At 73.9% G+C, this 14,745-nt stretch carries 14 protein-coding genes; 9 read left to right on the forward strand and 5 right to left on the reverse strand.

What is annotated here, in order from left to right:
- Positions 1-8: 8 nt before the first annotated feature.
- Together GJ743_RS06855 and GJ743_RS06860 are read right to left on the reverse strand one after the other, a co-directional pair.
- A complete protein-coding gene (locus tag GJ743_RS06855) occupies positions 9-797 on the reverse strand; it encodes an enoyl-CoA hydratase/isomerase family protein (protein ID WP_155051169.1) in 789 nt (262 codons plus the stop codon).
- Between the two features lie 72 nt (positions 798-869).
- Positions 870-1,835 carry a LysR family transcriptional regulator gene (locus GJ743_RS06860; protein ID WP_155051170.1) on the reverse strand — a complete coding sequence of 322 codons (966 nt, stop codon included), beginning with the start codon at positions 1,833-1,835 and terminating at the stop codon, positions 870-872.
- Positions 1,836-1,972: 137 nt separating this feature from the next.
- Here GJ743_RS06860 and GJ743_RS19960 point away from each other — a divergent pair, with 137 nt between their 5' ends.
- The 9 genes from GJ743_RS19960 to GJ743_RS06900 all read left to right on the forward strand — a co-directional run bounded on the left by GJ743_RS19960 (position 1,973) and on the right by GJ743_RS06900 (position 11,658).
- Positions 1,973-2,095: a hypothetical protein gene (locus GJ743_RS19960; RefSeq protein WP_268865787.1), complete on the forward strand. Its 123-nt coding sequence runs from the start codon at positions 1,973-1,975 to the stop codon at positions 2,093-2,095.
- 201 nt (positions 2,096-2,296) lie between these two features.
- On the forward strand, positions 2,297-3,700 hold the full coding sequence (locus GJ743_RS06865) for a threonine/serine exporter family protein (RefSeq protein WP_196216942.1): 1,404 nt from the start codon (positions 2,297-2,299) through the stop codon (positions 3,698-3,700).
- A 120-nt stretch (positions 3,701-3,820) separates the two neighbouring features.
- Complete coding sequence (locus tag GJ743_RS06870; protein WP_155051172.1) at positions 3,821-5,227, forward strand: threonine/serine exporter family protein; 1,407 nt, start codon at positions 3,821-3,823, stop codon at positions 5,225-5,227.
- A 9-nt stretch (positions 5,228-5,236) separates the two neighbouring features.
- On the forward strand, positions 5,237-5,806 hold the full coding sequence (gene pyrE, locus GJ743_RS06875; RefSeq protein WP_328288884.1) for an orotate phosphoribosyltransferase: 570 nt from the start codon (positions 5,237-5,239) through the stop codon (positions 5,804-5,806).
- Positions 5,803-8,805, forward strand: coding sequence for a septum formation family protein (locus GJ743_RS06880; RefSeq protein WP_155051173.1), 3,003 nt, complete (start codon positions 5,803-5,805; stop codon positions 8,803-8,805). The genes pyrE and GJ743_RS06880 overlap by 4 nt, the downstream gene beginning before the upstream one ends.
- The gene (locus GJ743_RS06885) at positions 8,802-9,740 is read left to right on the forward strand and encodes a ribokinase (protein ID WP_328288885.1); all 939 of its coding nucleotides are present in this window, start codon (positions 8,802-8,804) and stop codon (positions 9,738-9,740) included. Before GJ743_RS06880 ends, GJ743_RS06885 begins: the two co-directional genes overlap by 4 nt.
- Positions 9,737-10,684 carry a nucleoside hydrolase gene (locus tag GJ743_RS06890; protein ID WP_155051174.1) on the forward strand — a complete coding sequence of 316 codons (948 nt, stop codon included), beginning with the start codon at positions 9,737-9,739 and terminating at the stop codon, positions 10,682-10,684. Before GJ743_RS06885 ends, GJ743_RS06890 begins: the two co-directional genes overlap by 4 nt.
- A gap of 10 nt (positions 10,685-10,694) precedes the next feature.
- A complete protein-coding gene (locus GJ743_RS06895) occupies positions 10,695-10,922 on the forward strand; it encodes a hypothetical protein (RefSeq protein WP_155051175.1) in 228 nt (75 codons plus the stop codon).
- Positions 10,923-10,950: 28 nt separating this feature from the next.
- Complete coding sequence (locus GJ743_RS06900; RefSeq protein WP_376862063.1) at positions 10,951-11,658, forward strand: NUDIX hydrolase; 708 nt, start codon at positions 10,951-10,953, stop codon at positions 11,656-11,658.
- Between the two features lie 55 nt (positions 11,659-11,713).
- Here GJ743_RS06900 and GJ743_RS06905 read toward each other — a convergent pair whose 3' ends face one another.
- The 3 genes from GJ743_RS06905 to GJ743_RS06915 form a co-directional block, all read right to left on the reverse strand.
- A complete protein-coding gene (locus GJ743_RS06905) occupies positions 11,714-12,511 on the reverse strand; it encodes an HAD-IIA family hydrolase (RefSeq protein ID WP_155051177.1) in 798 nt (265 codons plus the stop codon).
- Between the two features lie 152 nt (positions 12,512-12,663).
- Positions 12,664-13,074 carry a UBP-type zinc finger domain-containing protein gene (locus tag GJ743_RS06910; RefSeq protein WP_155051178.1) on the reverse strand — a complete coding sequence of 137 codons (411 nt, stop codon included), beginning with the start codon at positions 13,072-13,074 and terminating at the stop codon, positions 12,664-12,666.
- The gene (locus tag GJ743_RS06915; RefSeq protein ID WP_155051179.1) at positions 13,071-14,714 is read right to left on the reverse strand and encodes an FAD-dependent oxidoreductase; all 1,644 of its coding nucleotides are present in this window, start codon (positions 14,712-14,714) and stop codon (positions 13,071-13,073) included. Before GJ743_RS06915 ends, GJ743_RS06910 begins: the two co-directional genes overlap by 4 nt.
- Positions 14,715-14,745 lie beyond the last annotated feature (31 nt).

The following is a 14,745-nucleotide window of genomic DNA, read 5'->3' on the forward strand; positions in this document are numbered from 1 at the left end:
CAGGCGGGTCAGCGGCCGGCGAACGCAGCGATGCGGCGCTGGGCGTCGGGGGTCGTGAACGCCGCGGCGATCGTCGCCGCCTCATCGTCGAGCGAGTCCTGGAACGACCGCGCGCGGCCCGCGTGCACGAGGCGCTTCGCCTGGCCGAACGCGTGCGTCGCGCCTGCGAGCCATCCGTCGGCGATCTCGCGTGCGCGAGCCACGAGCGCATCCGGCGCGACGACCTCGGCCACCATCCCCCACTCGAGTGCTTCGGTCGCCGAGAGCGTCCGCGACGTGAGCGTGAGCTCGAGCGCGCGGCGCACGCCGACGGCTTCGGGAAGCAGCGTGCTCACCCCGCAGTCGGGCGTGAGCCCGACGTCGCTGTAGCGGCTCGCGAACGTCGCCCGCTCGGACGCCACGATGACGTCGGCCACGAGCATGAAGCCGAGGCCGCCGCCGGCCACGGGGCCCTGCACGGCCGCGACGATGGGCTTCGTGCTCTCTCGCAGCACGCGATGACCGTCGTGGATGCGGTCGGCGAGTGCCTCGATGAGCGCGCCCGGGCCGCCGTCGCCGTCTCTGCTCGCGGTCGCCGCGAGCTGCGCCATCGCAACGACGTCGCCGCCCGCGCAGAACGCACGCCCCGCAGCGTCGAAGAGCACCGCGCCGATGTCGTCGCGCTCCGCGATCTCGTGCGCGAGCGCCTGCCACCGGTCGATCGCCGCCGGATCGACCGCGTTCAGCCGCTCGGGTCGATTGAGGGTGAGGTGCGCGAGGCCGTCGCGCACGTCGAACAGGATCACGTCGTCGGGCATGCTCGGATGCTACCCCGCTGGCCCGTCGCCTCCGGCGGGCGATCTCCGAAGGTCGCGCGCTCGCGGGCCGGGTCAGTCGGTCGCCGTCGCGGAGGACTCCGCCGGCGTGACCGCGCCGCGCGACGGGTGGTCGTACGACCGCTCGAGCCGTGCGGCCCGGTCGACGAGCACCTCGAGCACGGTCCGCACGGCGAGCCGCTCCGCGACATCCGGCCGCACGAGCGCGAAGATCTGGCGGACCGACGCGACGCCGCGCAGGGGCTTCAGCACGATCCCCTCGGGCACCGCGCCCGAGGTGTAGCGCGGCACGAAGGCGATGCCGAGGCCGGCCGCGATGAACGCCTCGATGATGCGCATGTCGCTGAAGTGCTGGCTGACCTCGACGCGTCGGCCCCCGGCCTGCTCGATCGCGTGCAGGATCCGTTCGAACGGGAAGCCGGGCGGCACGCCGAGCCAGGTCTCCTCGACGAGGTCGGCCGGCGTCACGTGCGCGCGCCCCGCGAGCCGGTGATCGGCCGGCAGGCCGATGTCGAGCGGCTCGGTGAGGAGCGGGAGCGCACGGAGGCCGCGGCCGCCCCACGGCAGTTCGCCGGGCATGGTGTGCGCGAGCACGATGTCGTACTCGTTCGTCAGGTCGGGGAACTCGGCGAGCTCGGGGTCGAGGTCGGTCGCCCGCACGACGAGGCCGGCGACCGAGCGGAGGTCGGCGAGCACCTGCGGCAGGAGCGTCGCTCCGACCGTGGGGAACGTCAGCAGCGAGACCTCGCCGCTCGGGTGGTTGCGGAACTGGTCCCAGAGCGCCGAGGCGCGTTCGAGGGCGACCGCCACCTCGGTCGCGCTGCGCGCGAGCGCGTGCCCGGCGCTCGTCAGCACGACCCCGCGACCGCTGCGCTCGGTGAGCGGCATGCCGGCCTCGCGCTCGAGCACCTTGAGCTGCTGGGACACCGCGGAGGGGGTGCGACCGGTCGCCTCGGCGACGGCGGTCACACTGCCGCGTTCGGCGAGTTCGCGGAGCAGGTCGAGGCGGCGTACGTCCATGTAGCAATGCTACATCATCAGTGTAGTTCCGTGAGATTGTGCTGAACTGTTCGAAGGTGCACAATGGTTCATGTCGGACACGTGCAAGGGCGCACCGAGTCGCCCGACATTCCAACGAACTCTCGAAAGGAACCGCCGTGTTCACCGTCTTCGCCATGCTCGCCGCCGCCTCGATCGCCGGCATCGTCAGCTCCTTCGTCGTCACCGCGCGCGACGGATACCGTCGCCAGCCGCGCGAGACCTTCGCGCGCACCGTCTAGGTCGCGCGTCGCGGGGCCGTCAGGGCTCCGAGCAGTGCCGCCGTGCGGGGGAGGGACACCCCGCAGGGCGGCCCTTCGCATGTCCCGGACGCGGGGAGGACCCCCTCGACATGGACTCCCCGCCGGGATTACCGTGACCGCACCACCGGGGCCCGGACGCCCGCCCACATGATGCCCCGGCACGACCGGAGGAACGAGCGGATGCCCATCACCCCCACGCCCCCGCCATCGGCAGAGGCCGCACCGACGTCGGAGGACCCGGCACTGCTCAGGGCGTTCCTGCTGGGCATCGCGGAGGGCCTCACGGCCTCCGACGAGACCACGGACCGGATCCGAGCCGAGGTCGTCGAGGTCGCCGACGCGTACGGACTCCACGACGTGGACGTCGTCGTGCTGCCGACCATCGCCATCGTCCAGACCGGTCGCGCCGAGTCCGCCCGGCTCGCGCTCACCTCGGTCCGTGCGTCGTTCCGGTTCGACCAGATCGCGGCGATGGCCCGCCTCGTCCGCTCGGCGAAGTCCGCCGAGATCGAGCCGGCCGACGGCATCCGTCGCCTGAACGAGATCGGCGCCATGCCGCCGTCCCGCCACTGGTTCATGCGCACGCTCGGGCACGCGCTGCTCGTCGCGGGCCTCGCGCTGCTGCTCGCCCCGAGCTGGCAGGCCGTGGTCGTCGGCTTCGGCCTCGGCGCGATCGTCGGAATCGCCAAGCTGACCCGGTCGAGGACGCTCGCGCTCATCCTCCCGGTCGCCGCGGCCTTCGTCTGCGCGCTCATCGTCTTCCTCCTCGCGCCCGTCGTCGCGATCGGCGATCCGCTTCGGCTGCTCATCGCGCCGCTCGCGACCTTCCTGCCCGGAGCCATGCTCACGACCGGCGTGCGCGAACTGGCCGCCGGTCAGATGGTGGCGGGCTCCTCACGGCTCGGAGCGGGCGTCGTCCAACTGGCGCTGCTCGCCCTCGGCATCCTCGCCGCGGGCACCGTGATCGGCGTCGGCGAGGATGAGTATGTGCCCCGAGAGGTCCAGCAGACGCTGCCCTGGTGGGTCGCCGGCATCGGCCTTGCGCTCTACGGGCTGGGCGTCTACCTGCACTACGCAGCGCCCGGCCGCTCCTTCGGGTGGGTGCTGCTCGCGCTGGTCGTCGCGTACGCCGCCCAGCAGTTGGGCGCGCTGGTGCTCAGCGCGCCGACGAGCGGGTTCATCGGTGCGCTCGCCGCCACGCCGCTCGTGCTGTGGATCGAGGACCTCCGTCGGGGCGCGGTGCCGTCGCAGCTCACGTTCACCCCCGCGTTCTGGATCCTCGTGCCGGGCGCCGCGAGCCTCGTCGGGGTCACCGAGGGCGCCGTCGCGCAGTCGGCAGGCATCGACGACGTCACGACCGCCTTCGTCGCAGTCATGTCGATCGCGCTCGGCGTCTTCATCGGATCGGCGCTCTACCGCTTCCTCCGGCGCAGTGCGGCGGAGATCGCGGACTTCCACGTGGACCTGCCTGCGATGCTGGGGACGGCGGACCGGTCGCCCGGCACCGGCGTCGGAGTCGCCGACGCGGCGGCGCGCGACCGTGAACCCGAGCCCGACCCGAAGCCCACCGGTCCCGAAGGCTGAGCTCGTCGTCCACGCCCGTCCTCGGCGCGGCCCGGAGTCGGCCGATCGCGCGTCGCACCGCAGCGGCGCCCGCATCCCGTCGTACCGTGTGGGCAAGGGCCGGCGACGCGAGGGGGACCGATGTCCGACGTCGACGAGCGCGCCGTCCTCCGTCGCTTCCTCCTCGGCCTCGCCGAGGGGATGAACGCCGCGGGCGAGGCGGTCGACCGCATCAACGACACGGTGGACGCCGTGGCCCGCGCCTACGGGCGGGACGACACCGACTTCGTGGTGCTGCCGACGGTGATCCTCGTCCAGGTCGGAGGTGCGGAGGAGGGCCGAGTTGCGATCCGGTCGGTCCGGGCGAACTTCCGCTTCGACCAGATCGCCGCGCTGTACCGGCTGATCGAGGAGGCCCGACGGGCGGCGGTGGCCCCGGTCGAGGGCATCCGCCGCCTGAACGAGATCGGTGCGATGCATCCGAGGCACGGATGGCTCGTCCGCACGCTCGGGCACGCCCTCCTCACCACCGGACTCGCCCTCCTCCTCGCACCGACCATCGAGGGCGCGGTGGTCGCGTTCGCGCTGGGCGCCTTCGTCGGGCTCGCCAAGCTCGTGCGGTCGCCGACGCTCCAGCTCGTGTTCCCGGTGTTCGCGGCCTTCGCGTGCGCGCTCAGCGTCTTCCTCCTAGCGCAGTACATCGAGATCGGCGATCCGATCCGCCTGCTCATCGCGCCGCTGGCGACCTTCCTCCCTGGCGGGGTGCTGACGACGGCGACGATGGAGCTCGCCGCCGGGCAGATGATCGCAGGGGCCGCCCGATTGGTGTTCGGCATGGTCCAGCTCGCGCTCCTCTCCTTCGGGATCCTCGCCGCGGGCACGGTCGTAGGCGTCTCCAGCGCCACGTACGTGCCCCTCGAGCCGTCGTCCGGACTCGCGTGGTGGGTCGCACCGGTCGGCGTCGTACTGTTCGCGATCGGGAACCACCTGCACTTCTCCTCGCCGCCGTCGACGTTCGGCTGGGTGCTGCTCGCGGTCGGCGTGGCCTACGCCGGACAGGTAGCGGGCGCCGCGCTCGTGGGCGCGACGGTGAGCGGCTTCATCGGCGCGCTCGCGATGACCCCGGTCGTGCTGTGGATCGCGAGCCTGCGGCGCGGAGCGCCGTCGCAGCTGACCTTCCTCCCCGCGTTCTGGATCCTGGTCCCGGGCGCGGCCGGACTCGTCGGACTGACGGAGGCCGTCGGCACGGCGGCCGGGCTCGAGGACTTCGCGACGGCGCTGACCGCGGTCATGTCGATCGCGCTCGGCGTGCTCATCGGCACGGCGCTCTACCGCGTCGTGCACCACGGCGCCGAGGAGATCGCGCAGTTCCACGTCGACATGCCCGCGGCCCTGCAGGACGAGGACGCCCCGCTGTGGGCGCGCTTCGTCCCGGGGATGCCGCGGTCGTTCTGGGGCGGCGGGCGGAGGCGGCGTGCGCGCCCCGGCGAGGTCGCCGGGGCGGTTCCCGAGACATCCGCACGTTCCTCTCAGGCGGTGGAGTCTTAGAGTATTCGGGTGACTTCCCGGAATCCCCAGTCCGCCGAGGCCCGCCGACAGCTCATCGAGTTCATCTCGAGCGACGCGGTGTTCCACGGCGACTTCACGCTGACCAGCGGCAAGAAGGCGTCATACTACGTCGACCTCCGCAAGGTGAGCCTCGACCATCGCGTCGCGCCGCTCATCGGCCAGGTGATGCTCGACCTCATCGCCGACGTCCCGGACGTCGTCGCCGTCGGCGGCATGACGATGGGCGCCGACCCCATCGCGACCGCCGTGCTGCACCAGGGCGCCGCGCGCGGCCTCGCGTACGACGCGTTCGTCGTCCGCAAGGAGCCCAAGGACCACGGCCGCGGCAAGCAGGTCGAGGGGCCGGATGTCGCGGGCAAGCGCGTCATCGTGCTGGAGGACACCTCGACCACGGGCGGTTCGCCGCTCAAGGCGATCGAGGCGCTCCGCGCCGTCGGCGCCGAGATCGCGGCCGTCGCGGTCGTCGTCGACCGCGACACCGGCGCACGCGAGGTCATCGAAGCCGCGGGGGTCCCCTACCTCGCGGCCATCGGCTTGAAGGATCTGGGACTGTCATGAACGAACGCGACGGACGCTTCGGCGCGAACGGATTCGACGACGACACCGACTGGCTCATGAGCCAGCTCGGCAGCGGCCGTCGACCCGATCTCGAGGGCCGTCAGGCCCCGCAGCCGCCCGTCGCACCCGAGGCCGAGGCGCCACGCGTCGAGCCCGCGTCGCCGTCGCGCCCCCGCCGTCGCAGCGAGGAGTCGCTCGACTGGTTCTCGGTCGCCGAGCCCGCGGCGTCCGATGACGCGCCGACGCGAGCGCTCCCCGTCGTGGGCGAGCCGATCGAACCGACCGTGTCGGGGCGCGTGGACGCGCCGCCGGCCTGGGACCAGCCGACCTCGAATCCGCCGGCGTGGAACCCGCCGGCCTGGAACCAGCCGGCCTGGACCAACCCGCCCGCCGAGCGGCCCCGGATCCCCGAGCCGCCGGTCGATGACCGGCTGACGTCGGTCGAGCCGCCCGTCGGCGGCATCGTGCCGCCCGCGTTCGCGCGGCAGCCCGAGCCGCCGCACGCTCCGCCCGGGCCGGTCACCCCGCCCGCGAACTTCGCGCTGACCTGGGGCGAGTCGCCGGAGCCCCAGTCGCTCGACACGGAAGCGGGGCTGCGCGCCGCCTTCCGGCAGCTCGCCGACCCGTCGAACACGCCGCCCCGCGTCCGCGAGACCGAGGCCCGGCCGGAGCCGGGGCCGGAGCAGCCCGAGGCGGGATCGCCGTTCGAGGGATTCACGCCACCGCCGGTCGCTCGCCGCTCGTTCACCCCGGTGACGCCGGCGCCGGGATCACCCGACGACTTCGCGGACGAGCTGTGGTCGGCGCTGCACGAGGACGAGCAGCCGACGGAGACCGAGCCGGCCGCCGACGGGTACGACCACGCGTCGTACGACGATCGACCGGCGTTCGACGAGCCCGTCGAGCGCGGTGCGTACGACGATCGCGGTGCCTACGCCGAGCAGCGCGCCTACGCCGAGCAGAGCGCGTACGACCGCGCGGCGGCCTACGACCGCGCCGGATACGACGGGGCCGGCTACGCGCAGCCGGGCTACGACCAGGGCGCCTACGACCCGACCGGCTACGAGCAGCCGGGCTCCGATCAGGGCTGGGCGGATGGCGCCGGCCACGCGGACCCGGTCGGTCCGGCGGTGGGCGCGGGCCAGGGCGACTTCGGACTCGACGGGTACGTGCAGGACTTCGCCGCGCGGGGTGGCTCGTACGACGGGGACGGCGACGCCCGGGGGTACGGCGACGGACTCGACGCCCAGGGCTACGACTGGGAGGGCTACGACCAGGACGGCTACGACCGCGACGGGTACGACCGGCAGGGCTACACGCGGCCGGCATACGATGCAGCCGGTCACCGCGCGAACGGCGCGGACGACGGCCGAGGCGACGGCGACGACGAGACCCGGCCCGGTCCGTTCGACGGCGCGGCGTTCCCCACCGAGGGGTACGGGAACGACGCGTACGGGAACGACGCGGACGGATTCGGCCCGGACGCCTACGCCGACACCGGCGACTACGGCGCCGACCGGTTCGGCGCGCACGACGAGGTGGCGGCGCACGACGACGGATACGACCTGCGCGAGCTGTGGCGCGAGAGCGACGAGGCCGAGCAGGCGAACGGCGCATGGTCCGACGAGCCGACCGACTGGCGCGAGGACGTCGGCCAGCCGGCGGCCGACGCGGCTGACGACGTGCGCTGGTACGCCGACGACCTCGCCGACCGTCGACGTGCCCCCGAGGCCGCCCAGCCGTCAGCCGACGAGCGGTCCGAGGCCGACCCGTGGAACGCCGACGAGTCGCCGCGCGCGCGGGAGTTCGCGCAGTCCGGCTACCTCTGGAACCTGACCCCGGACCCCGAGGGTCGCGACCCGAAGGTCCCGGTCGAGGAGTCCGGCGACGACGAGACGCCCGGTCCGCGTCGCGGCGCCGCGACGCCCGCCGTCCCAGGCACCGTCGACGACGACCCGTTCGGCCTCGGCGCGCCCGACGATCGGGTCGACGACCGCCAGGCGTACGACGACCGCCGGGCCTTCGACGACCAGCCGGCGCTCGACGACGGACCGGCCCACGACGACCGGCCCGCGTTCGACGACCCCTGGGCCGCGTACGACGTGGACGAGCGCACGACCGAGCGCCCCGAGCGCGGCCGGCCCGAGTCGAACGGCGCCGGCGACGACGGCCTCGCCGCGCTGTTCGGCGGCGCCGGCTTCGGCGCGACCGGCCCGATGTCGGTGGTCGACGCATCCGAGCAGGCCGCGCTCGACCGGTCGCCGGCTCGCGAGTCGGGCTACGGATACGAGTCCCCCGCCGCCGACCCCTTCGGCCGTGACGACCGCGGCGGATGGGACGACGGGTACGGTGCCGCCCGAGCGACCCCGCCCCGCCCCGGCGACGACGATCGGGGCGGATACCGGGCGACGCCCGCCGCGCGCACCGACGACGACGCGACCGGCCGCTCGCCGGTCAAGGTCCTGACCTGGGTGGCCGGAGGCCTCGCGCTCGTCGTGCTCATCGTCGCCGTCGTGGCCTTCGGCACGCGGTTCCTCGCGCCGAGCGACGCCGGCACGGCCGCGCCCGTCGCGACGGAGGAACCCGTCGCGGCGCCGACCGCGCCCCAGCCGGCTGGCGTCCACTCGTGGGAGGCGCTGTTCGGCACCGAGTGCCTCGAACCGTTCGAGTCTCCGTGGGCCGAGGAGTTCACGGTGGTCGACTGCGCGAGCCCGCACACGGCGCAGCTCGCCTACCGCGGCACGTTCGCGGGCGACGAGGCCGCCGAGTTCCCGGGTGAGGAGGCGCTCGCGGCGCAGTCGCAGGAGCTCTGCGCCGCCGAGGGCGTCATCGACCCGGCCGCGGCCGGAGGCGTCGGCGAACTGCAGATGGTGACGGCGTTCCCCGTGACCGCGGAGCAGTGGGACGCGGGACAGCGCAGCTACTACTGCTTCGTCGAGCAGGTGAGCGGCGAGCCGCTGACGGTGAGCCTCGCCGGGGCCGGGCCCGCCGCCGCGTGAGCCGCCTCGTCGTCCTCGGGTCGGTGAACGTCGACGCGACGAGCTACGTCGACGCGTTCCCGGAGCCCGGCGAGACGATCCATTCGCACGACTATCGGATGTCGCTCGGCGGCAAGGGCGCGAACCAGGCGATCGCCGCGCACCTGTGCGGTGCCGACGTCGCCTTCGTCGCGCGCCTCGGCGACGACGCCGCGGCCGAGGTCGCGCGCGCCGCGTTCGCGCGGTTCGGGCTCCCGGCCGAGGGGGTCGCGACCGTTCCGGGCAGCCCGACCGGCGTCGCCCAGATCACCGTGGCCGCGACGGGGGAGAACACCATCGTCGTCACGGCCGGGGCGAACGCCGCAGTCGGGCCCGACGTCGTCGCCGCCGAAGCCGAGCGCATCGCGGCCGCCGACGTCGTGCTCACGCAGGGCGAACTCCCCGTGGCGACCATCGAGGCGCTCGCGCGCGCGTGCGATGACGCCGCCACGCGATTCGTGCTGAACCTCGCGCCCCCGGTCGGCGTCACCGCGGACGCCACGTCGGTCGCCGACCCGCTCGTCGTCAACGTGCACGAGGCGCGCGCGGTCGGCATCGGCCGAACGCTGGCCGACGACGCCGACGTCGACGCGTGGCGGGATGCCGCGGCATCCGTCGTCGGCGACCTCGCTCGCTCGGTCGTCGTGACGCTCGGTGCACGCGGTGCGGTCGCGGCGGACGCCGACGGTGCGTGGGCCGTCGCGGCGCCCGAGGTCGACGCGGTCGACACGACGGGCGCGGGGGATGCCGCGACCGGCGCCCTGGCCGCGATGCTCGCCGAGGGGCGCGCCCTTCCCGATGCGGTGCGCGTCGCCGTGGCCGCGGGCGCGATCGCCGTGGGCTCGCGCGGCACCGTGGACTCGTACGCCGGGCGCGCCGACGTGCTCGCGCTGGCCGACCGGTTGGAGCTCGGATGACCGTTCCCGTGATCGTCGACTGCGACCCCGGTCACGACGACGTCTTCGCCCTCTGGTTCGCCGCGGGGCATCCGTCGCTCGAGCTGCTCGCGGTGACCACGGTCGGCGGCAACGTCCCGCTCGAGCACACGAGCCGCAACGCCCGCGTCGCCCTGTCGGTCGCCGGCGTCGTCGACGTCCCGGTCGCGGCCGGCGCCCGCGGGCCGCTCGCCCGCGAGCTCTCGACGGCCGAGTGGATCCACGGCGAGAACGGGCTCGGCGGCCCCGAGCTGCCCGACCCCGACGCCGGCCCGACGCCCGTGCCGCTCGACCCGCGCAGCGCGACGGAGCTCATCGCCGACACGCTCGCCGAGGCATCCGAGCCCGTGGCGATCATCGCGACCGGACCCATCACGAACGTCGCCGTCCTGCTCCGCGACCGGCCCGACCTCGCACCGCGGATCCGGGAGGTCGTCTGGATGGGCGGCTCGACCGAACGCGGCAACGCGACGCCGTACGCCGAGTTCAACGCGTGGGTCGACCCGGAGGCGCTGGACCTCGTTCTGCAGAGCGGCATCCGCTTCACCATGGTGGGGCTGAACGTCACGCACCGGGCACTCGTGACGAGTCGCGTGCGCGAGCGCCTCGCCGCGATCGGCACCCGCACCGCGGGCTTCGGCGACGAGCTGCTCGAGTTCTTCTGCCGCACCAACGACGAGGTGTTCGGCATGCCCGACGGGCCGCTGCACGACCCGGTCGCGGTCGCCGTGCTCGCCGACCCCGACGCCGTCGAGATCGTGCGCACGCGGCTCGACGTCGAGCTGATCGGGTCGGAGACCGTCGGCGCGACGAGCGTCGACCTCGACGGCATGCTCGCCCGCGAGCCGAACGCCTTCGTCGCGGTCGGGCTCGACGTCGAGCGGTTCTGGGCGGATGTCGAGGCCGCCGTGGCACGGTTGGCCTGAGGGGGCGCGAATGGACTGGACGTTCTGGGTCGCCGGCATCGTCATCGTCGGGCTCGTGATCGTGACGCAGGTCTTCTTCCACGAGAGCCGGTGGTCGCGCCGACCGCGCGAGGAGGAGCCGATCGACGCCGACGCGTCGGGCGATGGAGCGCCCGAGGACGCGCCGGAGGATCCGTCGTCGGAGCCGCCCTCCGTCGCGCCGTCCGACGGAGAGGGCGACGGCGATCGCTCGCGCTGACCACGACCGCGCGGGCTACGCTCGTCGGGTGAACTCCCGCGACGACGCGAGCCGATCGGCCCGCACGCAGCTGGCCGCGCTGGCCGCGGACGAGGAGCTGCGCGACCTGTGGCGCGCGGCGCGGCCGCCGATCGATCCCGAGGCCGCACGGGCCGCCGCCGTGCTCATCCTCTTCGGCGTGCTCGACGGGCTGCCGAGCGACCACGAGGCCCAGGCCGGGGCCGTCTCGCGCGACCTCGACGTGCTGCTGCTCGCGCGCGCCGACACGTTGCGCTCGCACGCCGGGCAGATCGCGTTCCCGGGCGGTCGCGTCGAACCCGGCGACGCCGATCTCGTCTCGGCGGCACTGCGCGAGGCGCGCGAGGAGACCGGGCTGGACCCGGCGGGCGTCGACGTGCTCGGCGAACTCGACCCCATCCCGCTCGCGTACTCCCGCCACCTCGTGACGCCGGTGCTCGGCTGGTGGTCGCAGCCGTCGCCCGTGCGCGCGGTCGACGTCGCCGAGTCGTCCGCCGTGTTCCGGACGCCGGTGGCCGACCTCCTCGATCCTGCGAACCGTCGCACGACGGTGCTGCGGCGCGACGGCGACGAGTGGCGCGGTCCCGGGTTCCTCGTGACGTCGGGCGGGGCCGACCGCCTGGTCTGGGGGTTCACCGCGATGGTGCTCGATGCGATGTTCGAGGCGCTCGCCTGGACCGAGCCGTGGGATCGAGCGCGCGAGATCGACGTGGACTGAGCGACCGCAGGTCGCCGTCGCCGGTCGCCCGTGCCGGTCGGCTGCCGCCCTCCGGTTACAGGTCGCTCTCGACCGGCTCGGCCGTGACGAGCTCGAACACGCCGTCGAGGATCTCGTCGGGCCGGAAGGGGTACTTCTCGATCTCGCGCTGGTCGCTGATGCCCGTGAGCACGAGCACGGTGTGCAGTCCGGCCTCGATGCCCGCCACGATGTCGGTGTCCATGCGGTCGCCGATCATCGCGGTGTGCTCGGAGTGCGCGCCGATCTTGTTCAGCGCAGACCGGAACATCATCGGGTTCGGCTTGCCGACGACGTAGGGCTCCTTGCCGGTCGCCTTCGTGATGAGGGCGGCGATCGCCCCGGTCGCGGGCAACGGTCCGTCGGCGCTCGGCCCCGTGGCATCCGGGTTGGTGACGATGAACCGGGCGCCCGCGCCGATCAGCCGGATCGCCTTGGTGATCGCATCGAAGGAGTAGTTCCGGGTCTCGCCGACGACCACGAAGTCGGGGTCGGTCTCGGTCATGATGAAGCCGGCCTCGTGCAGCGCGGTGAGGATGCCGGCCTCCCCGATCACGAACGCCGACCCCCCGGGCACCTGCTGCTTGAGGAAGTCCGCGGTGGCGAGCGCCGAGGTCCAGATGCGCTCCTCGGGCACGTTCAGGCCCGAGGCGCGGAGCCTCGCCGAGAGGTCGCGGGCCGTGAAGATCGAGTTGTTCGTGAGCACGAGGTAGGGCGTGCCCGAGTCCTCCCACTGCTGCAGCAGGTCGGCCGCGCCGGGGAGGGCGTGGTTCTCGTGCACGAGCACGCCGTCCATGTCGGTGAGCCAGGCCTCGACCTCTTCACGCTTCGCCATGCGCCAAGCCTAGGCCGCGCGCATCACAGCACGATGAACGGCGGATGCCGCGCGCGCGACGGGCCCCGAGCGCCGCCGCGGACGCCAGCGCATGAGATTCCGCCCCATGGGTCGGCTGGCCGGCCTGTGCACCGGATCTTCATGCACGGCCCTCAGGGGTGCAGCAGTTCCTCCCAGTTCTCGGGGACGCTGCCGTTCGGCCCGGGGCAGGCCTGGTCCTCCGGCCGCCAGCGCGGCGGGGCGAGCGGCACGTGCCGCGCCCCGCGTTCCGCGGCGTAGTCCCAGAACCACCCCTCGCCGGGCTCGAACGACGCGGCGACCTGATGCCCGGTCTCCTCGGCGTGCCGACGCGCGTGCTGGCCGGGCGACGCGTCGCAGCATCCGATGTGCCCGCACTCGACGCAGCGTCGCAGGTGCCACCACCAGCCGCCGAGGTCGAGGCACTCCGCGCAGCCGGTGCCGGACGGCGGGGGCGCGAGCACGGGCTCGGCGACCCCGTCGGGCGTGGGCTCGGCGCCGGGCGTCGGCTCCGACCCGGGCGCCGACGACGCTGCCGCGCTCATGCGTACACCTCCGCCGTGGCGAGCGCCCGATGCACCGACGCCACCGCGCTCGATCCCTCGCCGACCGCGGCCGCGACGCGTTTCATCGATCCGCGACGCACGTCGCCCGCCGCGAACACGCGTGGCACCGAGGTCTCGAAGGGGAGCGGCATCCGCCCCGCCGCCCGCCAGGCGTCGCCGAGGGCGAGCACGTCGGCGCCCGTGTGGACGAACCCGTCGTCGTCGCGCTCGAGGTCGGCGAGCCAGTCGGTCGCGGGCACCGCGCCGATGAAGCAGAACAGGGCCCGGCAGTCGACGGTCTCGTCGACGGCGCCGGTGAGCGTCACGCGCGCGAGCGTGTCGTCGCCGTGCAACGCCGAGACCTGCGTGCCGGTGTGGACGTCGATCCGCGGGTCCTCGCGGATCCGGTCGACCAGGTAGCTCGACATCCGGTCGGCGAGGTCGCCGGATCGCACGACGAGTCGCACGCGGCATCCGCCCTGGGCCAGCGCGAGGGCCGCCTGCCCGGCCGAGTTCGCGCCGCCGATGACGACCACGTCGGACCCGGAGGCCTGCCGGACTTCGAGCGCGGTCGCGGCGTGGTGGATGCCGGCGCCCTCGAAGTCGTCCCAGCGCGCGATCGGCAACCCGCGGTAGGCGACGCCGGTCGTGACGACGACGGCCCGTGCACGCACGATCGCGCCGTCGGCGAGGAGCAGCCGGTGCACGCCGCTCTCGGCGTCGAGCTTCACGACCGGGCACGGCGAGGCGATGCGCACGCCGAACTTGAAGGCCTGCAGCGAGGCCTGCGAGGTGAGGGCGTCGCCGCTCACGCCGAAGGGGAAGCCGAGGTAGTTCTCGATGCGCGACGTGGTCGCCGACTGCCCGCCCGGCGCGACCGCGTCGAGCAGCACCGTCTGCAGCCCCTCGGATGCGCCGTAGATCGCCGCGGCGAGGCCCGCGGGCCCGGCGCCCACGACGGCGAGGTCGAACTCGGTGTCGTCCTCGGCCGTGTACGCGAGCCCGAGCATCTCGGCGATCTGGCCGGGCGTCGCATTGCGGATGATCTCGCCCTGCACGATGGCGACCGGCAGGTCGTCGCGCGTGTAGCCGTGCGACCAGATGTCGTGCGACAGGTCCGGGTCGTCGACGTCGATCCAGGTGTGCACGAGCTCGAGCCGGTCGGCGTAACGTCGCAGCGCCTGCGACTCGGGGCTCTGCGAGCCGACGAGCTTCAGGGTCCACGCGGCGGGGCCGTGCCGGAGCATCTCGCGGCGCGCCCACAGCGTGCGCAGCATGAGGTCGCACAGCTCGTCGTCGTCGGCCATCATCTTCTGCAGCGCGTCGTGGTCGATCCGGAGCACGCGCCCCGGCACGGTGACGCGGGCGGTGAGGAACGCGCGCTGCCCGTTGAGCAGGCCGAGCTCGCCGACGAACGTGCGCGGTCCGAGCCGGGCCAGCTGCGTCTCCTCGGTCCACCACAGGGCCTCGCGCACCACCTCGACCTCGCCGGTCTCGACGAGGATCAGGTCGTACGAGCGATCGCCGGCCTTGAAGAGGACGTCGCCCTCGGCGACGTCCTGCGGCACGCCGTAGCGTCTGAGTCGCGACCATTGCGCGTCAGTGAGTTCCGGGGTGATCTTCTCGACGGCACCGCCCATCCCCCCATCCTCGCCGACGGAAGGCGCTTCC

Origin of the sequence: Agromyces bracchium (assembly GCF_009709675.1) — a bacterium.
Classification (GTDB): domain Bacteria; phylum Actinomycetota; class Actinomycetes; order Actinomycetales; family Microbacteriaceae; genus Agromyces; species Agromyces bracchium.